Origin of the sequence: Streptomyces sp. GDS52, from assembly GCF_052246875.1 — a bacterium.
GTDB lineage: Bacteria > Actinomycetota > Actinomycetes > Streptomycetales > Streptomycetaceae > Streptomyces > Streptomyces cathayae.
Window position 1 is genome coordinate 3,893,454 of record NZ_CM125966.1, and the last position, 21,900, is coordinate 3,915,353.

A 21,900-nucleotide genomic window follows, 5' to 3' on the forward strand; every position below is an offset into this window, starting at 1 on the left:
TGCCGACGGCTCACAGGGCGGGCCGCGCCAGCAGCAGGGCGAGCAGGACCGCTCCCGCGGAACTCACGCCGGGGCTGTTGGCCTTGATGCCCACGGTGAGCAGCAGCAGGCCGACGATGCCGGCGATGCCGTACTTCCATTCGACGTACTGCTCGACGGTGAGGAAGACCACCGCGGAGACGAGAGCGAGGACAGGCACGGAATTCCCCCTTCGTGCTTCCCCCGGCAGCGGAAGCGGAACTTCCGCCAACCCGGTCAAGTTGTCCAAGTTGGCAACCAACTCTAGGTGGGTTGTCCCCACTTGGTGGGTATCTATAAACAACTTCCAAACAACTCCCCATAGATGGATCAAAGTTGTAGCTTTTGGTCGTGACCCAGGAGAACGTCGCAGTGAACGGCAGCAGAAGGACATCGCCCCAGGAGATCGCCGGCATCCTGCGCGAACGCATCCGCGCCGGGGAGCTCAAGGCCGGTGAGCGCCTGCCCACCCAGGCCGAGCTCGCCGCGGAGTTCGGCGTGGAGCGCGGTGTCGTCCGCCAGGCCCTGCGCATTCTTCGGGAGGGCGGCCTCCTGAGCAACGTCAGCAAGGGCAGCCCGCCCCGGGTCGCCGTACCGGCCCCCGCCCCCGACGAACCCCAGCGGACCATGGTCGGCCTGGCCCCCCGCCTCACCGAGGCCTTCTCGGCGGCGCACGTCCGCATCGACGTCGTGTGCCACACCTCCGAGACCCTGATGGTCGCCCTCGGCGAACCCGTGCGGCTGATCCACGAGGGCACGCTCCACCCCGAGTCGATCGAGTTCCGTGTCCTCCTGCCGTCCCGGAAGATCAACCTGGCCTTCCCCGTCCTGGTCGACGAGGACGCCGACGGCGGGGACCCGGTGCACGAGCGGTGGCTGCAGATGCGCAACGCCCAGGCCCAGGTGCTCCAGCACAACCTGCAGGCCGTCCGCCACACCCACGGCATCGACGTCCACGTCAGGTTCCGCGCCCTGCCCTTCACCCCGCCGGTGAAGCTCTACCTGCTCAACGGGCAGGAGGCGCTCTTCGGGTACTACATGCTCGCCAGGCGCGAGGAGGAGTGGGGCACCCAGACCCTGGACATGTACGACGCCCTCGGCTCCCAGTCCCTGCTCTTCCTCTTCACCAGACATGCCGGACAGGCCGGACACCGGGACCAGGTGTTCGTGGAGGAATCCCAGAAGTGGTTCGACGCCCTCTGGGAAACCATCACAACGGACCTGACACTCTCCTAGTGACTTCTGATACGACACGGACCGATCCGGTGACACACGAGTCCGAGAAGGACCGAAAGCCCTCCAGGGACCCGAGCGAACCGAGCGATCCGAACGAGCTGAACGAGCTGAGCCATCTGATCAGAGGTGCCCGTGTGGTGCTGTGGGACTTCGACGGGCCGATCTGCCGCCTGTTCGCGGGCCATTCGGCGGAGCGGGTGGCGAAGGAGCTCGTCGAGTGGCTGGAGGGGCGGGGGCTGCACGGCCTGCTGACGGAGCCCGAACGCGAGTCCCCGGACCCGCACGCGGTGCTCCGCGCCGTGGACCGCCGCCACCCGGGCAGTGACCTGGTGGAGGAACTGGAGGCACGGCTCACCCAGGAGGAACTGCGCGCCACCTCCTCGGCGCTGCCCACCCCCTACGCCGACCCGCTGATCCGCACCTGGACCGCGGTGGGCTCCCGGCAGGCCATCACCACGAACAACTCCCCCGACGTGGTCCGCACGTACCTTGCCGACCGCGACCTCCTCGACTGCTTCGCCCCCCACGTCTACGGCCGCACCCAGCAGCTCAGCCGGCTCAAACCGGACCCCCACTGCATCAACCGCGCCCTGAGCGCCATGGGCGCGGCCCCGGACTCCGCCCTGATGATCGGCGACACCCCCTCCGACCTGTACGCCGCGAAGGCGGCCGGCGTGCCCTTCCTCGGCTACGCCCGCAACGAGCGGAAGGGAAAGGTGCTGCGGGACGCGGGCGCCACCACGGTCCTGTCCTCCCTGCAACCCCTCCTCGACCACATCCGCTCCGCCCCTCAGGCCTGAACCGTCAGCAGGGCCGCCCCCACGGCGAGTCCGTCCCGCCGGGTCCGCGTCCACACGCAGAGCGGTGGCACGTCACCTGGTGCGTACGGGTACGCGTGCCACTTTGTTGCGTGCGTCCATCGCGCGTGACATCGGCCTCGCGCTTACCGTTTGCCATGTCGTGACTCCCCTCGCACCTCCGGAGTGGTCAGTGGGCGCACCTTCGCTTCCCCGTCCCGCCCCCGGGAAGCGCCTTGCGCCCGACCCCGGATACCGCGCCTTCGTCGACCTGGCTGTGCGGGAGGGACGGTCGATCAGCGGCCACCACAACCAGAACCACGTCGTACCGGTCACACCGGCCATGGCGGAACCACTGGGCCGTGCTGTCGGTACGCCCGTCACCGTGCGGGTCCGGCGCGCCGAGGCGCTGCCGGTGGTGATCAGAACCTGGCAGAACGAGGAGGAGATCCTCGACGCCATCGAGGGAGCCCTGCCGCACGTGCCCCGGTGTCTGGCCAAGGGGGACGGCTTCGCGATCCACAGTTATGTGGAGGGCGTACCGCTCTCCGGCCTCTGCGCGAACGGCAAACCGGTCGACACCCTGCTCATGAAGACGCTGGCGGGGCTGCTGGCCCGGATGGCCCGGGTGCGGCGCGACACGCTGCCTCCGCTGCCGTCCGTCTGGCCCCGCGACGAGACGGACGGCCAGGGGTTCCTCCGGACGCTGGCCCACCTGGCGGACCAGCAGATCAGACGGCCCAACTGGTCCACGTTCGGGGGACTGTTCGTGGCCCTCGGCGTTCCCGAGGACGCCCTGACCGGGCTGGCCGGGCGGATCCCCGCCATGGCACGACGGCCGTACAGCCTGCTCCACACGGACCTGCACCGCGACAATCTCATCGTGTCGTACGGTGGCGATCCGCCCCTCATCTGCGTCGACTGGGAGCTCGCGACCTACGGCGACCCCCTGCACGACCTCGCGACCCATCTGGTGCGGATGCGGTACCCGGGTCACCAACGGCCCGAGGTGGTCGACGCCTGGGCGGACGCCATGCGGGAGGTCCGGCCGGCCGCCGTCAACGGCCTGGACAAGGACCTGCGCCACTATCTGGCCTTCGAACGGGCGCAGAGCGTGTACCCCGATGTGATGAGGGCGGCGCGGTCCCTGGAGGAGTCGTTCACCCGGAAGGGCCTGGACGAGGCCACGGCCCGGGTGCGCAGGGCGCTCGAGGCGGCCGCCCGCCCGCTGCGGCTCGCGAACGTGCCCGGACAGCGGGAGATCGAGAGCGCCCTGTTCCGCTGGCTGGTGTCCCGGGACCGGCACGGTCGTGGCGGTCGCGGTGTGATCACCACGGCCCTGAACTGGGCGGGGGACCGGCGTCTCGACCCGCCCGACGACTTCCCCGGGTCCGCGGTGCGCGAGGCCCTGACGGTGGAGGGGGCCGCGCCTGCGGGCCGCGTGTTCAAGGGGACCGCGCACCTCAACACCGTGGTGCGGATGTCGAGTTCGACCCGTCTCGTGGTCGTCCGGCGGAGACTGCCCGAGACGTGCCGCCGGGAACACGGCTTCCTCAGCGAGCACGCCGTCCTGCGAGCCATCGAGGACACACCCGTCGCCGTGGCCGCGCCGAGGGCCCTGGCACTGGGCGTCAGTCACCCGGACGGCCCCTTCGCCATCCACACCTACGAGGGCCCGGGCGACGTCGACCGCCCCCCGGAGCACCCGGTGAACGGCCTGCTGCCGCACGAGGCGGACGGCCTCGTGGACCAGCTCCGCGCCCTGACCCTGGTGGACTTCAGACGGCTCGATCCGCTGGCCGGGGAGCGGGGCTTCCACCGCCGGCTGAAAGACCAACTGGTCACCCTGGTGGCCGAACTGCCCGGGAGCTCCCGACTGCTGGCACGACAGCTGGGACTGCCGGACGCCGACCGCCTTCGGCAGATCCTCTCCCGGCACGAGGTGAGCCACCGGAAGCCGTCCCTGCTGCACGGAGATCTCAACCCGTGGAACCTGGTCCGCAGGGGGGACGCCTTCGCACTGACCCTCATCGACTGGGAGATGGCCCTGGTCGGCGACCCGCTCCACGACCTGGTGCGGCACATGCATCTGACGCCCACCCGCCCGGAGATCCGCGAGCGGATGTTCCGCCGCTGGGAACGCGGGCTGCCGTCCGAGTACACCCGTGACTGGCGGAAGGACTGGCAGGTGTACCGCCTGCTGGAGATCGTGCGCTCCGCCTACGTCGACCTCGATCGCATCGTGACCGGCGCGAGCCTGGACGCCTCCAACGTCCGGCGCGCGGTGGGCTCCTACGCGGTCACCCTGGCCGTCGCGACCGGCTCCCTGGGCCTGCCCGTCCGCACCACCGCCACCCCGTATCTGGCGCGCGCCCTGGTGCAGTCGGGTGCGGTGCGGGGTGGTGCGTCCCGGTCCGGGAGCCGAGGCTGATTGTCAGTGGTGGGTGAGACGGTAGGAGCATCGAGTCGGAGATCCGGAAAGCCGGAAAGAGGGGGATCTGCCATGTCTGGAACCCAGAACTACATCAACCACGTTGCCCTTGTCCTGGATGCCAGTTCGTCCATGTCGCACCTGAGCGGCAAGGTCGTCGAAGTCGCCGACCAGCAGATCGCGTACCTCGCCCGCCGGTCCAGGGAACTGGACCAGGAGACCCGCGTCACGGTGTACGTCTTCGCCGACAAGGTGGAGTGCGTCATCTACGACAAGGACGTGCTGCGGATGCCGTCGCTGAAGCAGATGTACCGGGTCGGGGGGATGACGGCTCTGCTGGCGGCCGCACTGAAGTCCCAGCGGGAGCTGGCGCAGACGGCCCAACTGTACGGCGACCACAGCTTCCTGACGTTCGTCCTCACCGACGGACAGGAGAACGCGAGCCACCGCTGCCCGGACGCCCCTGCCAGGAGTCAGCGTGAACTGATAGGTGCCGTGGCCGAGATGTTCCAGACCCAGAAGGACAACTGGACGCTGGCCGTCCTGGTGCCGGACCAGATGGGCAAGCGCGAGGCCATGCAGTGCGGCTTCCCGAAGGACAACATCGCCATCTGGGACGCCACGAGCACGCAGGGGCTGGAGGAGGCCGGGCAGGTCATCCAGCAGGCCACCGAGAAGTTCATGGTGGGCCGCACCCAGGGCATCCGGGGCTCGCGGGCTGTGTTCTCCACGGGTGCGGACGCGGTCAACAAGGACACCATCAAGGCGGCCGGCCTCTCCCCGGTGGATCCGTCGAAGTACCAGCTGATCCCGGTGGCCCGTGACGCGGGGATCAAGGAGTGGGTCCTCGAATGCGGGCACGCCTACCGTACCGGTGGTGCGTTCTACCAGCTGAGCAAGTCGGAGAAGGTCCAGGCGCAGAAGCAGATCGCGGTGCTGGAGAAGAAGACGGACCGGGTGTACACGGGACCCGAGGCCCGCGCCCTGCTCGGCCTGCCGGACGTGGAGGTCCGCGTCAAGCCGGACCACAACGACGACTTCACGATCTTCGTGCAGAGCACCAGCGTGAACCGGAAGCTCGTGGCGCACACCCGGCTGCTGCTCATGCTCTGAGGAAGGCGAAGGAAGGCGAAAGAGGGGTTGCTGGCGCAGGAAAGCAAAAAGGCAAGGAGGTTCGCCCACTCCTTGCCACTCTCAACGTATAGCGCACCAGGGGGCTTGCGGCAAGGCCCGGGTCGTGGCGCAGAATCGTCGCCCGAGGCCGGAACCTGGGGAAAGCGGGTGTTCGCGGGGCTCGTGCGCTTTTGTCACTGTGCAGGGCTCACGGCGCGACGTGGAGAGCCGGCCGGCCATCGACATCGTGCAGGGGGGTTTCCGTGGTGAATGCCAGTGACGTCGGCGACATCGTCGACGTGATCGTGGTCGGTGGCGGACCGACCGGCCTGATGCTGGCGGGGGAGCTGCGGCTGCACGGCGTACGTGTGGTCGTACTGGAGCGGCTGACCGAGCCGACCGAGCAGTCACGCGGCCGCGGGCTGCACGCGCGCAGCGTCGAGATGCTGGACCAGCGCGGTCTGCTGGACCGGTTCCTCGAGGTCAGCGAGAAGTTCCAGGTCGGCGGTCTCTTCGGCGGCATCGTGAAGCCGTGGCCGGACCGTTTGGACACGGCTCACCCGTACGGCCTCTCCACCCTGCAACCGGTCACCGAACGGCTGCTGGGTGAGCGTGCCCTCGAGCTCGGCGCCGAGATCCGGCGCGGCTGCGAAGTGGTCGGCCTGAGCCAGGACGAGGACGGGGTGACCGTCGAGCTGGCCAATGCGGGCGTAGCCGCCGGGGGAGGGGGAGGAGCGCGGCTGCGCGCCCGCTACCTCGTCGGCTGCGACGGGGGCCGCAGCGTGGTGCGCAAGCGGCTCGGCGTCGGTTTCCCCGGCGAGCCCGCCACGGTCGAGACGCTGCTGGGCGACATGGAGATGACCGAGGACCCGGAGACGGTCGCCTCCGTCGTCGCGGAGGTCCGCAGGACCCAGCTGCGGTTCGGCGTCATCCCCAACGACGACGGGAAGGAGGGCGTCTTCCGCGTGATCGTGCCCGCCGACGGTGTGGCCGAGGACGGTGCGACCGCGCCGACCCTCGAGGAGTTCAAGCAGCAGCTGCGGGCCTGCGCGGGCACCGACTTCGGCGTGCACTCCCCACGCTGGCTGTCCCGGTTCGGCGACGCCACCCGGCAGGCCGAGCGCTACCGGGTCGGCCGGGTGCTGCTGGCCGGCGACGCGGCGCACATCCACCCGCCGACCGGCGGACAGGGGCTCAACCTCGGCGTCCAGGACGCCTTCAACCTCGGCTGGAAGCTGGCCGCCGTGGTGGCCGGCTGGGCGCCGGAAGGACTGCTGGACAGCTACCACGCCGAACGGCACCCGGTCGGCGCGGCCGTGCTGGACAACACCCGCGCGCAGATCGCGCTGTTGGGCACCGATCCGGGCGCGACCGCGCTGCGGGAACTGTTCTCGAAGCTGATGGACTTCGAGGAGGTGAACCGGTACGTCACCGAGATGATCACCGCGACCGGAGTCCGCTACGACTTCGGCGAGGGACACGAACTGCTCGGCCGCCGGATGCGGGACGTCCGGCTGAAGCAGGGCCGCCTCTACGAGCTGATGCACGGCGGCCGCGGACTGCTGCTCGACCGGACCGGCCGGCTCTCGGTGGCAGGCTGGGCCGACCGCGTCGACCACGTCGTCGACACCGTCGACAGCGACGACACCGGTGAGGAACCGGACGTCCCCGCGGTGCTGCTGCGGCCGGACGGCCACGTGGCATGGGCCGGCCACGATCAGCACGACCTCCTCAACCACCTGCCCCGGTGGTTCGGCGCCCCCACCGCCTGAACCACCGGACCTTCCCGACGCGTCGCGTGAGTCGGTACGCGTCGGCTTCACGGATGAGTTCCCGGGAGCGGAACCGGTGCAACTCGAGGTGCATGCCGCTCACCGCTCACCGTTGGAGCGCCACGACATCGGCGACCAGGCAACTGACGTTGTCGGGACCGCCGGAGCCGTTGGCCAGGGCGATGAGTCCACGGACCGCCTGCTCGGGTTCCCCGGTCCCGGAGAGCACCCGGTGGATCTCCTCGGCCGGCACGACGGCCGGCAGACCGTCGGAGCAGAGCAGGTACCGGTCCCCCCGCCGGGCGTCGTGCAGGCGCATGTCGGGGGTGGCGTCGGCTCCTCGGCCCAGGGCTCGTACCAGCAGCGACCGCTGGGGGTGGGAGGCGGCCTCTTCCGGGCTGAGGCGTCCTTCGTCGACCATCGACTGCACCACGGTGTGGTCGTGGGTGATCCGGGACAGCTCTCCGTCGCGCAGGAGGTACGCCCGGGAGTCGCCGATGTGGACGAGGGCCAGCTGGGAGCCGGTCCAGAGCATCGCGGTGAGTGTGGTGCCGTCCTCTTCGGACGAGGGGCCGTTCCCGGCGGCGCCGTGCACCGCGTGCTCGGCCCGGTCGATCGCGTCCTCGAGGACGTTGAGGAGAGGGCCCGCCGGGATGCCGTCGGTTTCGAGGGGCTTGAGCGCGTCGACGGCGGCCGCGCTCGCCACGGCTCCTCGGCCGCCGTAGCCGTCGGCGACGGCGAGCAGGCGGGAACCGGCGTAAACGGTGTCCTGGTTGCTCTCGCGGACCAGGCCCGTGTCGGACAGTGCGGCGTAACGGATTCCCAGGGGCTCGGTGACCGGGGGCATGGCGGGGTCCTTCCTGGAGAGATGGTCGATGAGGAAGACGGCCAGGTCCCGCCGTGCGGCGGTGTCGGCTTCGAACTGGGCCCGGAATGCGCGGATCTCCTGGGCCGCCGGGCCCGCCTCCAGCGTGCAGACGTGCTGGATGCGGGCGAGGGGCATTCCCAGGCGCCGGAGCCAGGCGACCAGCCGGGCCCGGTCCAGTTGTTCCGGTGCGTAGGAGCGGTAGCCGGTCACCGGGTCGACGCGGGCGGGGGTCAGCAGGCCGAGTTCGTCGTACAGGCGCAGTGCCTTCGGCGACAGCCGGGACACCTTCGCGAACGCCCCGATGGTCAGCAGCCCCATGCTCGTTCCTCCTCGTGCCGGGCACCTCGCCCGGCCCCACCGATGCTGTGGCCTACCCCAAGGGGAAGGTCAACCAAGGCTGCTCGCGTCGCCCTCGGCAGCGTTCCGTGAGGGCGGGGTCCTGTCACATTCGCGCTACGGCAGCGTCATCGAACGGTGCGGGGTTTCCGGGAAGTTGGAGCCTCGGTACGAGAGATCGTTCATTTATGTGCCGATAAGTCACTTTTCTTGAAAGGTTCGAACGGTCGTGCGTCTCGTCGTCGCCCGGATTCGCCCCCGAGGTGTGTCGGTGGCGACGCTTACGCTCGTTTTATGCGATACCCCAAGATTCTGATCGGCCTGGCCGCGGCCGGCCTGCTCACCGCGGGCTGCGGCTCGGACGGCGGCTCCTCCGGCTCCAGCGGCAACCCGGCCGGCTCCAGCGACCGCTCTGCCGGATCCAGCGATCGTTCGGCCGGTTCGGGCGATGACCAGAAGGTGCTGCCGGTCGCCGTCGACGGTCCGCAGGAGGACGTGGTCGACAGCAGCGGCGACGCCAAGCTCAAGGTCACCCCGGCTCCCGAGAACGGCGCGCCCTTCACCCAGAAGGTGGAGCACAAGCTGCGCGAGACCGTCCTCCGCGGCGTCATGGTGCCGGGCGAGACCAGCGCCGAGTGTGCCGACGGCGTGACCCAGAAGGCCGGCGCGGTCAGCCAGTGTGTCGTGACGTACGAGGGGGCCGAGATCCCCTACGAGGTCAAGATCAGTGACAAGTACACCGAAGGCGGCATGTTCACCTTCTACGACACCACGCCCAAGAAGGGCCTGCTGGTGGCGAAGTCGGTCTACAACACGCTGCACGAGAGGTACAGCGCCGAAGCCGGGTACACGGGCAGCAGCAAGCTCGCCTGCGAGGAGATTCCCGTCGCCAAGACGGTCGACCTGAACTCCGACACCGGTTACACGTGCCAGTACTGGACCGAGACCGCCAACGACGGCGAGGGCGGCTACACGACCCTGCGGGTCATGATGGGCGTCCGGGGCCCCGGCTTCGAACAGGTCGGGTGACGCACCGGCGGGCGCAGCGCACCGCGGCCACGCACCCACGGGGTGGGGGCTCTTCGGCCCACACGGGCGGAGAACCCCCACCCCGTCCGCACTGCGCGTGCCGTCAGTGGATGGTGTACTCGCACAGGTGCTTGCCGTCGACACCGCCCGGGTCCTCGACGACCTTCTTCCCGTCGACGGTGATCGAGCAGGGAGCCGCACCGAGCCGGCCGTCGGACAGCTTCACCGGCCCCGGCGCGACGGACACGATGGTTCCGACCTTGAGTTGGGTGCTGGTCAGGGTGAGGCTGTCCGACTTCTTCCACGGCAGCGTGACCTGCTCGAAGTGGTTCGTGTCGAGGTTGTAGTAGATGCTGGACCTGCCCTCGCCGCCGACTTCGAGGGTGACCTCGTACGTCTTGTCCTGGCCCTCGGAGGCCGGCTCGGACGACGACGTGCTCGTTCCCTTGTCGGCGCGCTCCTTCTCGGCGTCGCCGCCTCCGCCGCTGCCGCACGCGGTCATCAGCCCGACTGCCGCGATGAGCGCCGTCATGGTCATGGCTCTGCGCATGTGTGTGTTCCCCCGTGGTGTGGATGTGACCCGGTGCGAGGAACGGGTCGTGCGAAGCATCGTAGGTGTGCGGTCCCTGGCGTCGGGGGGCGGGCTGACAGCCGGCCCGAAGAGCGCTCGGTCGCGGGTGTGGCTGAGCGCCGCGGTCGGCCAGTTCGAGCACGCCAGTTGGCCAGCATGAAATAGCACCCGCGCTGGTGTGACCGGGGTCGCATGGGGTGTTCTGGGGATTTGTGCCGGACTGCGGCCAACCCGGGACCGAGAGGTGAAGTTGTTGTCGTCACCTCAAGCAGTTCGGCCAGTGACGTTTTCTCAGCGAAATGATCTACGCGAAGCGGTATGAACCACTCCACGCGGCAGCCGCGCGCTCGGCCCGTTCCGCCAGGCCGTGCTGGTGCTGCGCTGGTTCCGCGAACGCGGATGCGTCCACTGCCTGGCCCGCGACGCCGGCGTCTCCCGGGCCACTGGCTACCGCTACCTGCACGAAGGCATCGACGTCCTCGCCGCCCAGGCCCCGGACCTGCACCAGGTCCTGGACCAGTGCCGACGCGAGGGGATGACCCACGTGATCCTCGACGGCACTCTCGTCGAAACGGACCGCCTCGCCGGCGTCCGCGACAACGGCAACGACCTGTGGTTCAGCCAAAAACACAAGGCGTTCGGCGGCAACGTCCAGTTCCTGGCCGCCCCGGACGGCACCCCGCTGTGGATCTCCGACGTCGAACCCGGCAGCGTCCCCGACATCACTGCCGCCCGCATCCACGCCCTGCCCGCGCTGTACAAGGCGGCGGCCGGCAGCCTGCCCACCCTGGCCGACAAGGGCTACATCGGCGCCGGGATCGGCAGCCTCGTCCCGGTCCGCTGCCCGAAGGGCCAGTCAGAACAGGCCCTGCACACCGACATGCGCACCACCAACAGCCTGATCAGAGGCGTCCGGGCCCTCGGCGAACGCGCCGCCGCCCGAGAGGGAATCGAAATGTTCACGGGTTTCGACAGCAGCACTGGCGCGGAGAGGTTGCTGCTGGGGTGCGATGGCCGACGCCGTCGGGGTCCAGTGCTCCGCATCGGTGCGCCGGCTTCAGGCAGGTGGAAGTGGCTTTGTGACGGTGACCGTGCCGGTCCACCAGTCCGGTTGATCGGGTCCGTGCCAGAGGACGTCGAGCCGGCGGTGGGCGAGTTCCGCCACCTTCCGAACCAGGGCCGCCTGCGCGATGTCCGGCTCGGACCAGGGCGGAGGACCGGCGAGCGCGCCGTCGGCGATGCCGGCCGGCCCGGTGAAGTGGACGGCGCACCTCCATCCGTCCGGGATCCGGTACGGGACGAGGCTGGTCGGCGTCCCGAGGGTGCGCCAGTACGACCGCCGTTTGCTCGCCCTGCCGGCACGGTACTGCGGACTCACCGCCCATGCGGCGCGTCCGGCGTCACCGGGGACGTACGCGCCCCCCGACCGTCCGGATAAACGGATGGTCGGGGCGAGCGTGACGCGGCAGGATGCTCCGCATGACCTTGCCCACCCCCGAGCTGCACACCGCCCGCCTGCGACTGCGGCCGTTCACCGACGCCGACGCGGCGCCGCTCTACGCGCTGCACAGCAGCGCCCACGTGCTGCGTTACTGGGACTCCCCGCCGTGGACCGAACCGGCCCGCGCCCAGCGCTTCATCGCGACCTGCCGGACGATCGAGGAGGAAGGCACGGGAGCGCGGGTGGCCGTCGACCGCGTCTTGGACGGCGCGTTCATCGGCTGGTGCGGCCTGACCAGCTGGAACCCGGACTTCCGCAGCGCGTCCCTGGGCTACGTCTTCGACGCCGCCGCGTGGGGCCACGGCTACGCCACGGAGACCGCGCACGCCGTCCTGCGGTGGGCGTTCGACACCCTGGACCTGAACCGCGTCCAGGCCGAGACCGACACCCGCAACGTGGCGTCCGCCCGGGTCCTGGAGAAGCTCGGCTTCGTCCGCGAAGGCACCCTCCGCGAGGACTGCGTCGTCAACGGCGACGTCTCCGACTCCTGGGTGTTCGGCCTCCTCCGCCGCGAGTGGCACCCGACGGCCGGCCGCTAGGACCCGAGACCTGCCCGCCTTTCGGTCCGCACCCCCCACCGAGGTCACCGTGGGCCGCTCCGGCGCGCTCAACGTCTTCGCTTGCCCCACCGATCCCGACCATCCGCACCGCTGGAGCCTCCAGTAGCTCGTAAGGTCCGCCTGGAGCGGCAACATTCTCATCGGCGTGCGCGGGTGCTGTCGCTTCTCGTGAACATCGAACACGCCGCGGCCCGGGTGCCTCCCGAAGCACTGAACAACTGCTGCCGCAACCGGTGAACAAAGCCAGCTCATCGCCGTGTCGGTCGCGGCCGGCATGGTGCGGGGCGATCTCACCCTCCTGCAGGCCACCGCCATCACCGACCGCTGGGGCACCGCCCACTACGGACGCCTCTCCGGTCTACTCGCAGCACCAGCGACCGCTGCGGCAGCCCTGGCTCCCTTCACCGGAGCCGCCCTCACCGCACCCCTCGGCGGCTTGGGAACCGGCCATCCGCCGTGCTCGGTCACAGCGGGCGTGGCGCACTATTGCAAGCGAGTGCTTGCAATAGTTAGCGGGGTGGGGCAGGGTGGGGGTATGGCGTCACTCAATGTCGGCAATCTTGGTGAGTACCTCCGTGAGCAGCGGCGCAACGCGCAGTTGTCGCTGCGGCAGCTCGCCGACGCCGCCGGGGTGTCCAATCCGTATCTGAGCCAGATCGAGCGCGGGCTGCGCAAGCCGAGCGCGGAGGTGTTGCAGCAGGTCGCCAAGGCGCTGCGGATCTCCGCCGAGACGCTGTACGTGCGCGCCGGCATCCTCGACGCCGAGCGGGACCGGGAGGAAGTGGAGACGCGGGCCGTCATCCTCGCCGATCCCACGCTGAGCGAGCGTCAGAAGCAGGTACTGCTCCAGATCTACGAGTCCTTCCGCAAGGAGAACGGGTTTGGGGGCGCCGAGGACGGTGAGGCGACCGGGACCGTCGGTGCCGCTGACGCCGGCGGGGTGGCTCAAGGGGCGGAGAGCCCGGAGGTTTCCGGAGGTGCCGACGGGAGCGGCGGCTCCGGCGGTGGTTCCGCGATACGTCGGGGCGGCCGTAAGGCCGGTGGCGGTACGGGCGCCGGGCGCCGGGGTTCCTCCGGCGACACCACCAGCACCACCAGTAACAGCAGCACCAGCAGTGGCATCGATCCGCAGCGGACGGACGGCTGAGCCGGACCAGGGCACCGGCCGCCGCCGCGGATCACACAGACCCTCAGCCGAAACGAATCCGGGAGGACCATCACCATGGCCATCACCGACGACCTGCGCAAGACCTTCAGCAACCCGACCCCGCTCTACTTCGCCGCCGGCACCGCCGACCTCGCCCTGCAGCAGGCCAGGAAGGTTCCGGGCCTGGTCGAGCAGATCCGTGCCGAGGCGCCGTCGCGCATCGAGGCCGTCCGCAACACCGACCCCAAGGCCGTCCAGGAGAAGGCGACCGTCCGGGTCAGGGAGACGCAGGAGACCGTCCAGACCAAGGTCGGCGAGTTCTTCGGCTCGCTCGACACCGACCTGAAGAAGTTCGGCGAGACCGCCCAGGACCTGGCCCTGCGCGGGGTCGGCGTCGCGGCCGAGTACGCGGTCAAGGCCCGTGAGACCTACGAGAAGGTCGCCGAGCACGGTGAGCAGGCCGTGAAGACCTGGCGCGGCGAGGCCGCCGAGGGCATCGAGGACGTCGCCGTCGCCGTCGAGGACGTCGCCGTGGCCGTCGAGCCGAAGCCCGAGGCCGTGACCAGGCCGAAGCTGGAGTCGGTCGAGACCAAGGAGGGCGACCTCGGCGAGGCGGCCAGGCCCGGGGCCAAGAAGGCCTCGACGCGCAAGCCCACGACGGCCAAGAAGCCGACGCCGCCCGCCAAGTAGGACCGAGCGGCAGCGGTGCCGGCGGGTGACAGCGGTACGGGCCGGGCACTCTCGCGGTGTCCGGCCCGTTCTCCTGGGTAGCCGGCCGGTGGTTACGGGTACGGTGACCGCGTAAGGACGAGCCGAGTCGGGTGGTGGACGTTGTGCTGATGCAGGGCTTCGCGGGGTTGATGTGGCTGCTGAACATGGCCCTGGTCGTGTTCAGCGGCTTCGCGTTGATCGACGCGGCCATCCGCCGGGAGGACGCCTACCGCGCGGCGGACAAGAAGACCAAGCCGTTCTGGCTGATCATCCTCGGGCTCGCCTTCGTGGTGAACCTGATCTTCAACGTCCTGTCGTTCCTGCCGATCATCGGGCTGATCGCGACCATCGTGTACATGGTCGACGTCCGTCCCGCCCTGCGCGGCCTCTCCGGCGGCGGGCGCAGCCGGCGGGGCTCCAGCAGCGACGGCCCCTACGGCCCGTACAACGGCGGACGGTAGGGAGAGGGCAGCGGGCCGGCCTCCTCACCGTCACGGCCGCGGTGGTGGCACCCGGTCCAGGAGCAGTACCGCCACGTCGTCCGTCAGCTCCCCGCCGTTGAGGTCGCGGACCTCGTTGACGGCCGCCCGCAGCAGTTCCTCGCCCCGCAGGCCGTTCGTGAGCTGGCGGTGGACCATGCCGACCATGCCGTCCTGGCCGAGCCGTTCCCCGCTGTCGCCGACCCGGCCCTCGATCAGACCGTCCGTGTAGAGCATCAGGCTCCACTCCGTGCCCAGCTCCACCTCCGTACGCGGCCAGCGGGCGCCGGACAGCAGCCCGAGCGCCGGGCCGTTGTTCTCGTACGGCAGCAGTTGCGCCGGTCGGCCCGGCCGGGCGAGGAGCGGGGAGGGGTGGCCGGCCAGGCACAGGCCCGCCTGGCGGCCGTCGGGGGAGATGTCCACCGCGCAGAGGGTCGCGAAGATCTCGTCGTCCGCGCGCTCGTGCTCCAGCACCTGCTGCAGTGTGCCCAGCAGCTCGTCCCCGCACAGGCCCGCCAGGGTCAGCGCGCGCCAGGCGATGCGCAGCTCCACGCCGAGGGCGGCCTCGTCCGGGCCGTGGCCGCAGACGTCGCCGATCATGGCGTGCACCGTGCCGTCCGGGGTGCGGACGACGTCGTAGAAGTCACCGCCGAGCAGAGCGCGCGAACGGCCCGGACGGTAGCGGGCGGCGAAGTGGAGCGGGGAGCCGTCCAGGAGCGGGGTCGGCAGCAGGCCGCGTTCCAGGCGGGCGTTCTCCTGGGCGTGCAGCCTGCCCTCGGCGAGCCGCCGCTCGGCGGTGTCGGAACGCTTGCGTTCCACCGCGTACCGGATCGCCCTGCTCAGCAGCCGGCCGTCCAGCTCGTCACGGAAGAGGTAGTCCTGGGCGCCCACGCGCACCGCCTCCGCGCCGCGCTCGGCGTCGCCCGACGCGGTCAGCGCGAGGACGGCGTGCCGGGGCGCGAGCTCCAGCACGTGCTTGAGCACGGCGAGCTCGTCGTCGTCACCGGAGCCGCCACCGCTGTTGCCACCGCCGTTGCCGTTGCCGCCCGCCCGGCTGCCGGGTGCGGGCAGCGCGAGGTCCAGCAGGATGCAGTGGACGTCGTCGGTCAGCAGCCGCGCGGCCTCGGTGAGGTTGCGGGCGGTGCGCACGCGGATCGGCTTGCCGGTCTGGTCGAGCAGGTCCGGCACGATCGGCAGGCCCGCCGGGTCGTCCTCGATCAGCAGCAGTGTGAGGTTGGTGGGGGCGGTCGAGGTCGCCTCGTTCCTGGTGTCGTTCTCGGCGTGCCCCGTCGTGTGCGGGGCCGTCGCTCCGGCCTCCGAGGTGTCCTCGGCGGAGCCACCGTTGGGTGATGCGGCGTGCGCCTGACCGCTTTCCGCGGCCGGGAGCGTTCTCTGCCGCGGTACGGGTGCGGGCATTCTTCCGGGTTCCTTCCCTCCCCCCGAGGGCGTGGCGGGGGCGCGGGGTCTCGGCCCGTGTACCCCGTGCTCTCCCCTTCGGATGAGCCGGGGGCGCCCCTTCCAGCGGGGACGATAGCGGGTGTCGGCGCCGCAGCGGAATGGTGTGCGGCACGCCGCTCGGCCATCAGCCGGTGTCATATGCCGCGTTATGGGCACCAGTTGGACACGTCGGCGATGCAGCCGGGATGACGAACGTCACGCACACGGGGGTACGGTCACGCCATCGGCGTGGACTGGGTCACAAGGCGCAGCTCACAGGGCGCTCAGTTCGCGCCCGTTTTCCTGCCGTCCTTTCCGTTTTCACTGCTCTTGTCGCCCTCGTCGCTTTCGTTCTTGTTGTCGGCCTCGCCGGTATTCGGGTCCGGGCGGACCACCCCGAGGATCGGCATCGAGCCGGCTCCCGCGATCGTGATCGTCCGTCCCGGGCGCGGGGCGTGGACGATGGCTCCGTCTCCGACGTACATGCCGACATGGCTGGCGTCCTTGAAGTAGATGACGAGGTCACCGGGCCGCATCTCCGCGACGGCGACGCGCGTCAGCCGCTTCCACTGCTCCTGAGAGGTGCGCGGGATGCCCTGCCCGCCCGCTTTCCACGCCTGTGAGGTCAGGCCCGAGCAGTCGTACGTCTTCGGGCCCTCGGCGCCCCACTCGTACGGCTTGCCGATCTGCGCGGTGGCGTACGCGACGGCCTTCCTGCCCTGCTCGGTCGCCTGTGCCCCGACGCCGTCGAGGACGCCGGAGTCCAGCCAGGCGGACTGGGCCTTCTCGGCGGCCCGCCGCTCCAGCTCGGCCAGCCGTTCCTTCTCCTCCTGCTCCAGCTCGGACTCGATCTTCTCGGCCGCCGCGATCTGCTTCTCGATCTTCCTCTGCGCCTTGGCCTTGGCCTTGCGGCCCGATTCCAGCTTCCGCAACTGGGTGCCGGCGTCCTGCGCGTACTGCTCCAAGTCCTCCTGGGCCCGCCTCGTCTCGCTGAGCAGGCCCTTGGTCGCGTGCTGGCCCTGGCGGATCCGGCCCGCGCCGACGAGGAACTCCTGCGGGTCGTCGCTCAGCATCAGGTGGGCCTCGGGCGGGAGTCCGCCACCGCGGTACTGGGAGGCGGCCGCGGCGCCCGCGCGGTCCTTCAGCTCGTCCAGCCTCTTTCTGCCCTCGGCGATCTTCTTGGCCAGCCGGGCGATCTCGGTGGACTGCTGCTCCGCCTTCTCCTCGGCGGCGTTGTACTCCTCGGTGGCCACCGCCGCGGCGCGGTAGAGCCCGTCGAGCTTCTTGCGTACGGCTTCGAGGTCCTTGGACGGCGCGACATCGGCGCTCGCGCTCGGAGCGGGGGCAGGGGGCGGCGGGGGAGTGGGGGCCGCGAACGCCGCGCCCGGTGCCGCCAGCACGGTGATCGCGCAGACCACGGCCACTGCCGTCGTGGTCAGCAAGCGCCTGCCCGTCTTCATGCCCCGCCCCTCAACTGATCGACCGTCAGCAACGTCCTTCGCCAGGGGATGTTGCCATGCCGGCTCCCGAAGTGACAGAGGTGACACTTCCCGGCTTCCCCGCCCCGTCACGGCGCTCGCCCCGTCGATGTGACGAACGGCTCACGGAGATCGTTCCCGGAGTTCACCCCCGTGGAGCCAAGGCCTCCCACCGCACCGTGACTTCGCCCTGCCGCCACCGGGCCGGCCCGTCCGCCACCGGCCAGTCGGCGGTCAGATCCCGCACCGTGCGGATCCAGCGCTGGCGGGCGCCGTACGAGGCGTAGGGCGCGGCGGCGGCCCAGGCGCGGTCGAAGTCGCGCAGGAAGGCGTGCACCGGTTCGCCGGGGACGTTGCGGTGGATGAGGGCCTTCGGCAGGCGTTCCGCCAGGTCCGAGGGGCGTTCCAGGGAGCCGAGCCGGGTCGCGAAGGTGACCGTGCGCGGCCCCTCCGGGCCGAGGGCGACCCAGACGTGCCGCCGCCCGATCTCGTCGCAGGTCCCCTCGACCAGCAGCCCGCCGCGCGAGCCGCTCGCCGGTTCGGCCGGGGCGAGCCGTGCGCACAGCCGTTGCCAGGCGGCGGCGACCTCGGCCTCGTCGTACTGGCGCAGGACGTTCGCCGCGCGGATCAGCGTCGGCCGTCCGGGGAGCGGGATCTCGAAGCCGCCGTGCCGGAAGGCCAGCCCCTCACGCTCGTACGGGCGGGCCGCCGCGACCCGGGCCGGTTCGATCTCGACGCCGACCACCTGCGTGCGGGGGGCCGCGGTGCGCAGGCGGTGCAGCAGTTCGACCGCCGTCCAGGGGGCGGCGCCGTAGCCGAGGTCGACGGCGACGGGGTGGTCGGCGCGGCGCAGTGCGGTGCCGTGTGTGGCCGCGATCCAGCGGTCCATGCGGCGCAGGCGGTTGGGGTTGGTCGTCCCGCGCGTCACCGCGCCCACGACGGGGGGCCTCCGGGAACGGGGGAGGGCGGCGGCGCGGGCGGTCATGCGTACGAGGGTATGCGGGCGGCCGGCCCCGGCCGGAACCGGCCGGGGAGGACCCGTGGGCGACGGCTCCCGCGCCCACGCGCCCGGCACTCGAACGGTTGAGCGATCGCCGGTAATGATTCGGCAAAGACCCGATCCGGAGAGGCCGCCCGGAAATGGGAGCGGGCCCCTTTGGTGTTGGGGAGCTGGAGGGCCCGCACGCCCCCAAAAGCCATGCCCGAACGTCAGGCCCGCAACGAGGAGGAACGCCACGTGAGCCAGTACATCGCCAGGCTCGGGCGGCGCTCCCCCGCCGTACCCCCGCGGCTGCGGCTGCACCGCAGGCCCCGCCGCGTGGCGATGCTCTCCGTGCACACGTCCCCGCTGCACCAGCCGGGAACCGGTGACGCCGGCGGCATGAACGTCTACATCGTGGAACTCGCGCAGTGCCTCGCCGCGATCAACATCGAGGTCGAGATCTTCACGCGCGCGACCACCGCCGCCCTCCCGCCCTCCGTCGAGCTCGCGCCCGGCGTCCTCGTCCGGCACGTCGACGCCGGCCCCTACGAGGGCCTGGCCAAGGAGGAGCTGCCCGCCCAGCTGTGCGCCTTCACGCACGGGGTGATGCAGGCGTGGGCCGGCCACCGGCCCGGGTACTACGACCTGGTCCACTCCCACTACTGGCTCTCCGGCCACGTCGGCTGGCTCGCCGCCCAGCGCTGGGGCGTCCCCCTGGTGCACGCCATGCACACCATGGCCAAGGTCAAGAACGCCAACCTCGCCGCCGGCGACACACCCGAGCCGGCCGCCCGGGTCATCGGCGAGACCCAGATAGTGGCCGCCGCGGACCGGCTGATCGCCAACACCGCCGGAGAGGCCGAGGAACTCGTACAGCACTACGCGGCCGACCCGGACAAGGTCGCCGTCGTCCACCCCGGCGTCAACCTGTCCCGCTTCCGCCAGGCCGACGGACGGGCCGCCGCCCGCGCCCGCCTGGGCCTGCCCCAGGACGCCCTGATCCCGCTCTTCGCGGGCCGCATCCAGCCGCTGAAAGCCCCCGACGTGCTGCTCCGCGCGGTCGCCGCGCTGCTCGCCGAACGCCCCGAACTGCGCTCCCGGCTCTGCGTCCCCGTGGTCGGCGGCCCCAGCGGCAGCGGCCTCGCCAAGCCCGAGGGGCTGCAGAAACTCGCCGCCCGCCTGGGCATCGCCGACGTCGTACGGTTCTGTCCGCCGGTCGGGCAGGAACAGCTCGCGGACTGGTTCCGGGCCGCGTCCGTCCTCGTCATGCCCTCCTACAGCGAGTCCTTCGGCCTGGTCGCCATAGAGGCGCAGGCCGCCGGCACCCCGGTGCTCGCCGCCTCGGTCGGCGGACTGCCGGTGGCCGTACGGGACGGACACACCGGCTTCCTCGTCCAGGGGCACGACCCCGAGGCCTACGCGCGCGTCCTGCTCGAGTTCGCCGACCGGCCCGACCTCGCCGACCGGATGGGCGAGGCCGCCGCCCGGCACGCGCAGTCCTTCGGCTGGGACAGGTCGGCCGCCGCCACGGCCGACGTCTACACGGCCGCGACGCAGGCCCACCGCCGTCACGTACGCTCCCAGCATGGCTGAAGCGGAACAGCAGCAGGCGGCGGCACAGGTCGTCGAGGGCGTCCTCAAGGACGCCGGACTCGACTGGGAGAGCCCCGAGGCCGGCACCTACGTGGTGAAACTCCCCGGCACCCGCAAACTGTCCACGACGGTCTCCCTCATCGTCGGCCGGCACTCGCTCTCCCTCAACGCCTTCGTCATCCGGCACCCCGACGAGAACGAGGCAGCCGTCCACCGCTGGCTCCTGGAGCGCAACCTCAAGCTGTACGGCGTGGGTTACGCCGTGGACCCGCTCGGCGACATCTACGTCACCGGCCGCTTCCCGCTGCCCGCCGTGACCCCGGACGAGGTCGACCGGCTGTTCGGTCAGGTCCTGGAGGCCGCCGACGGCAGCTTCAACACCCTGCTGGAGCTGGGTTTCGCCACCGCGATCCGCAAGGAGCACGCCTGGCGGGTGTCGCGCGGGGAGTCGACGCGCAACCTGGACGCGTTCACCCGGCTCATCGAGCGCCCCTCGGACGGGTAGGGACCGCGCAGGTCGGTGCAGGGCAGCGCAGGTCGCCGTAGGGCTACCGGCCTCCCGCGCGGTAACGGCCCGGTGTGACACCGACCAACTTCCGGAAATGCCGGGTGAGGTGGGCCTGGTCGTAGAAACCGGTGGCCACCGCGACCTCGCTCGGCAGCTCTCCGTCGAGCAGCAGCCGGCGGGCCCGGCCCACCCGGCGGGACGTCAGGTACTGGTGCGGCGCGATGCCGTAGGCGCCGCTGAACGCCCGGACGAGATGCGCGGGATGCGCGGACAGCAGCCCCGCGGCCTCCGCCAGGCCGATCCCCTCCACGACCCGCGCGTCGAGCAACTCCCGCAGTCGGCAAGCGAGGACGGGGTCCCGCCGGGGCGCCCGCGCGGCATCGTCCCGGGACCGCAGATGGGCCCGCAGCCGCTCCCCGACGAGCGTCAGCCTGCTCTCCGCCTCCAGTTCGTCGCCGGGCCCCACGAGCGCCGTGTGCACCTGCCCGACGCGCCGCCGCAGCAGCGGATCACGCAGGTCGGGCCGGTCGACGGCGGCCCCGATCAGATCGTCCCCGAGGTGGGTGCCGTCGAGGTAGAGCACCCGCTTGCGGAAGCCGTCCGGGGTGGCGGCGGCGCCGTTGTGCGGGACGTGCGGCGGCAGCAGGGACACGGTGTCGTGCGGGGTGCCGTGCTCGTGCCGGTCCAGGTCGTACCGCACGGCGCCGTCGTCGACGATCAGCAGCGTCCAGGCGTCGTGGACGTGCATCGGGTAGGCGTACTCGGTGAAACGGGCGTGGAAGACCTCCACGACGCCCGGGACCCGGGGCCGCCAGGCGGAGACGGTCCGCTCGGGACGCCCGGCGTGCTCTGCGGCCATGCAAACAACGTACAAGACGGGGACGTACGCCGATCGGCAGTCTCGAGGCATGAGCACACGCTTCGACACGAAGATCGCCGTCCTGCTGCGCGAGGACCTGGAGACCTGGCAGCGCCTCAACGTCACCGCCTTCCTGGTCAGCGGCCTGGGCACCCAGGTCCCCGAGGTGATCGGGGAACCCTACGAGGACGCGGACCAGGTGTCCTACCTGCCGATGTTCCGCCAGCCGGTGCTGGTCTTCGAGGGCACCAAGGAGACCCTGAAGGCGGCGCACACCCGCGCCCTCTCCCGCGCCCTGCCGCGTGCGCTGTTCACCTCGGACCTCTTCTCCACGGGCCACGACGAGGCCAACCGCGCGGCGGTCCGCGCCGTCGGCACCCCCGACCTGGACCTGGTCGGCCTGGCGGTCCACGGCCCGAGGAACGCGGTGGACAAGGCCCTGAAGGGCGCCCGGATGCACCCGTGAGCGGTGCG

21 protein-coding genes are annotated in these 21,900 nt (G+C 71.0%); 14 read left to right on the forward strand and 7 right to left on the reverse strand.

The window, feature by feature from the left end:
* Positions 1-10: 10 nt before the first annotated feature.
* Positions 11-199 (reverse strand): hypothetical protein, encoded by a 189-nt coding sequence (locus ACTWJ9_RS17760; RefSeq protein ID WP_279335207.1) that lies wholly within the window; start codon positions 197-199, stop codon positions 11-13.
* A gap of 164 nt (positions 200-363) precedes the next feature.
* Between ACTWJ9_RS17760 and ACTWJ9_RS17765 the strand changes: the two genes are divergently transcribed.
* The 5 genes from ACTWJ9_RS17765 (at position 364) to rox (ending at position 7,367) form a co-directional block, all read left to right on the forward strand.
* A complete protein-coding gene (locus ACTWJ9_RS17765; protein WP_279335208.1) occupies positions 364-1,254 on the forward strand; it encodes a winged helix-turn-helix domain-containing protein in 891 nt (296 codons plus the stop codon).
* A complete protein-coding gene (locus ACTWJ9_RS17770) occupies positions 1,203-2,054 on the forward strand; it encodes an HAD family hydrolase (protein WP_279335209.1) in 852 nt (283 codons plus the stop codon). Before ACTWJ9_RS17765 ends, ACTWJ9_RS17770 begins: the two co-directional genes overlap by 52 nt.
* 190 nt (positions 2,055-2,244) lie before the next feature.
* Positions 2,245-4,482 carry a phosphotransferase family protein gene (locus ACTWJ9_RS17775; protein WP_443294411.1) on the forward strand — a complete coding sequence of 746 codons (2,238 nt, stop codon included), beginning with the start codon at positions 2,245-2,247 and terminating at the stop codon, positions 4,480-4,482.
* Positions 4,483-4,554: 72 nt separating this feature from the next.
* A complete protein-coding gene (locus tag ACTWJ9_RS17780; RefSeq protein ID WP_279335211.1) occupies positions 4,555-5,595 on the forward strand; it encodes a vWA domain-containing protein in 1,041 nt (346 codons plus the stop codon).
* Positions 5,596-5,885: 290 nt separating this feature from the next.
* Positions 5,886-7,367 carry a rifampin monooxygenase gene (rox, locus tag ACTWJ9_RS17785; protein WP_388708430.1) on the forward strand — a complete coding sequence of 494 codons (1,482 nt, stop codon included), beginning with the start codon at positions 5,886-5,888 and terminating at the stop codon, positions 7,365-7,367.
* A 106-nt stretch (positions 7,368-7,473) separates the two neighbouring features.
* Here the strand turns inward: rox and ACTWJ9_RS17790 are convergent, their stop codons facing one another.
* Entirely contained in the window at positions 7,474-8,553 is a 1,080-nt protein-coding gene (locus tag ACTWJ9_RS17790; RefSeq protein ID WP_279335212.1) for a MerR family transcriptional regulator, read from the reverse strand.
* Between the two features lie 312 nt (positions 8,554-8,865).
* Between ACTWJ9_RS17790 and ACTWJ9_RS17795 the strand changes: the two genes are divergently transcribed.
* Positions 8,866-9,600, forward strand: a complete 735-nt coding sequence (locus ACTWJ9_RS17795; RefSeq protein WP_443294412.1) for a hypothetical protein — start codon at positions 8,866-8,868, stop codon at positions 9,598-9,600.
* 103 nt (positions 9,601-9,703) lie between these two features.
* Here the strand turns inward: ACTWJ9_RS17795 and ACTWJ9_RS17800 are convergent, their stop codons facing one another.
* On the reverse strand, positions 9,704-10,150 hold the full coding sequence (locus ACTWJ9_RS17800; protein WP_387035779.1) for a hypothetical protein: 447 nt from the start codon (positions 10,148-10,150) through the stop codon (positions 9,704-9,706).
* A 388-nt stretch (positions 10,151-10,538) separates the two neighbouring features.
* On the opposite strand from ACTWJ9_RS17800, the gene ACTWJ9_RS17805 reads away from it, so the two are divergent.
* The 5 genes from ACTWJ9_RS17805 (at position 10,539) to ACTWJ9_RS17825 (ending at position 14,551) form a co-directional block, all read left to right on the forward strand.
* Positions 10,539-11,609: a transposase family protein gene (locus tag ACTWJ9_RS17805; protein ID WP_443294413.1), complete on the forward strand. Its 1,071-nt coding sequence runs from the start codon at positions 10,539-10,541 to the stop codon at positions 11,607-11,609.
* A gap of 41 nt (positions 11,610-11,650) precedes the next feature.
* The gene (locus ACTWJ9_RS17810; protein WP_279335215.1) at positions 11,651-12,211 is read left to right on the forward strand and encodes a GNAT family N-acetyltransferase; all 561 of its coding nucleotides are present in this window, start codon (positions 11,651-11,653) and stop codon (positions 12,209-12,211) included.
* Between the two features lie 556 nt (positions 12,212-12,767).
* Positions 12,768-13,379: a helix-turn-helix domain-containing protein gene (locus ACTWJ9_RS17815; RefSeq protein ID WP_279335216.1), complete on the forward strand. Its 612-nt coding sequence runs from the start codon at positions 12,768-12,770 to the stop codon at positions 13,377-13,379.
* A gap of 75 nt (positions 13,380-13,454) precedes the next feature.
* The gene (locus ACTWJ9_RS17820; RefSeq protein ID WP_279335217.1) at positions 13,455-14,069 is read left to right on the forward strand and encodes a hypothetical protein; all 615 of its coding nucleotides are present in this window, start codon (positions 13,455-13,457) and stop codon (positions 14,067-14,069) included.
* A 149-nt stretch (positions 14,070-14,218) separates the two neighbouring features.
* Positions 14,219-14,551, forward strand: coding sequence for a DUF2516 family protein (locus ACTWJ9_RS17825; RefSeq protein WP_279338006.1), 333 nt, complete (start codon positions 14,219-14,221; stop codon positions 14,549-14,551).
* Positions 14,552-14,581: 30 nt separating this feature from the next.
* On the opposite strand, the gene ACTWJ9_RS17830 is transcribed toward ACTWJ9_RS17825, so the two are convergent.
* From ACTWJ9_RS17830 to ACTWJ9_RS17840, 3 genes are all read right to left on the reverse strand, one after another.
* Positions 14,582-15,985: a PP2C family protein-serine/threonine phosphatase gene (locus ACTWJ9_RS17830; protein WP_279335218.1), complete on the reverse strand. Its 1,404-nt coding sequence runs from the start codon at positions 15,983-15,985 to the stop codon at positions 14,582-14,584.
* A gap of 305 nt (positions 15,986-16,290) precedes the next feature.
* The gene (locus ACTWJ9_RS17835; protein WP_279335219.1) at positions 16,291-17,466 is read right to left on the reverse strand and encodes a C40 family peptidase; all 1,176 of its coding nucleotides are present in this window, start codon (positions 17,464-17,466) and stop codon (positions 16,291-16,293) included.
* A 163-nt stretch (positions 17,467-17,629) separates the two neighbouring features.
* Positions 17,630-18,469 (reverse strand): class I SAM-dependent methyltransferase, encoded by an 840-nt coding sequence (locus ACTWJ9_RS17840; protein WP_384206793.1) that lies wholly within the window; start codon positions 18,467-18,469, stop codon positions 17,630-17,632.
* Positions 18,470-18,721: 252 nt separating this feature from the next.
* Between ACTWJ9_RS17840 and mshA the strand changes: the two genes are divergently transcribed.
* Together mshA and ACTWJ9_RS17850 are read left to right on the forward strand one after the other, a co-directional pair.
* A complete protein-coding gene (mshA, locus tag ACTWJ9_RS17845; protein WP_279338008.1) occupies positions 18,722-20,059 on the forward strand; it encodes a D-inositol-3-phosphate glycosyltransferase in 1,338 nt (445 codons plus the stop codon).
* The gene (locus ACTWJ9_RS17850) at positions 20,052-20,564 is read left to right on the forward strand and encodes a YbjN domain-containing protein (RefSeq protein WP_443294414.1); all 513 of its coding nucleotides are present in this window, start codon (positions 20,052-20,054) and stop codon (positions 20,562-20,564) included. The genes mshA and ACTWJ9_RS17850 overlap by 8 nt, the downstream gene beginning before the upstream one ends.
* Positions 20,565-20,607: 43 nt before the next feature.
* Here ACTWJ9_RS17850 and ACTWJ9_RS17855 read toward each other — a convergent pair whose 3' ends face one another.
* The gene (locus tag ACTWJ9_RS17855) at positions 20,608-21,426 is read right to left on the reverse strand and encodes an AraC family transcriptional regulator (RefSeq protein WP_443294415.1); all 819 of its coding nucleotides are present in this window, start codon (positions 21,424-21,426) and stop codon (positions 20,608-20,610) included.
* Between ACTWJ9_RS17855 and ACTWJ9_RS17860 the strand changes: the two genes are divergently transcribed.
* Positions 21,425-21,892 carry a DUF2000 family protein gene (locus ACTWJ9_RS17860; protein WP_384206802.1) on the forward strand — a complete coding sequence of 156 codons (468 nt, stop codon included), beginning with the start codon at positions 21,425-21,427 and terminating at the stop codon, positions 21,890-21,892. The two genes, ACTWJ9_RS17855 and ACTWJ9_RS17860, sit on opposite strands and share 2 nt — an antisense overlap.
* Positions 21,893-21,900 lie beyond the last annotated feature (8 nt).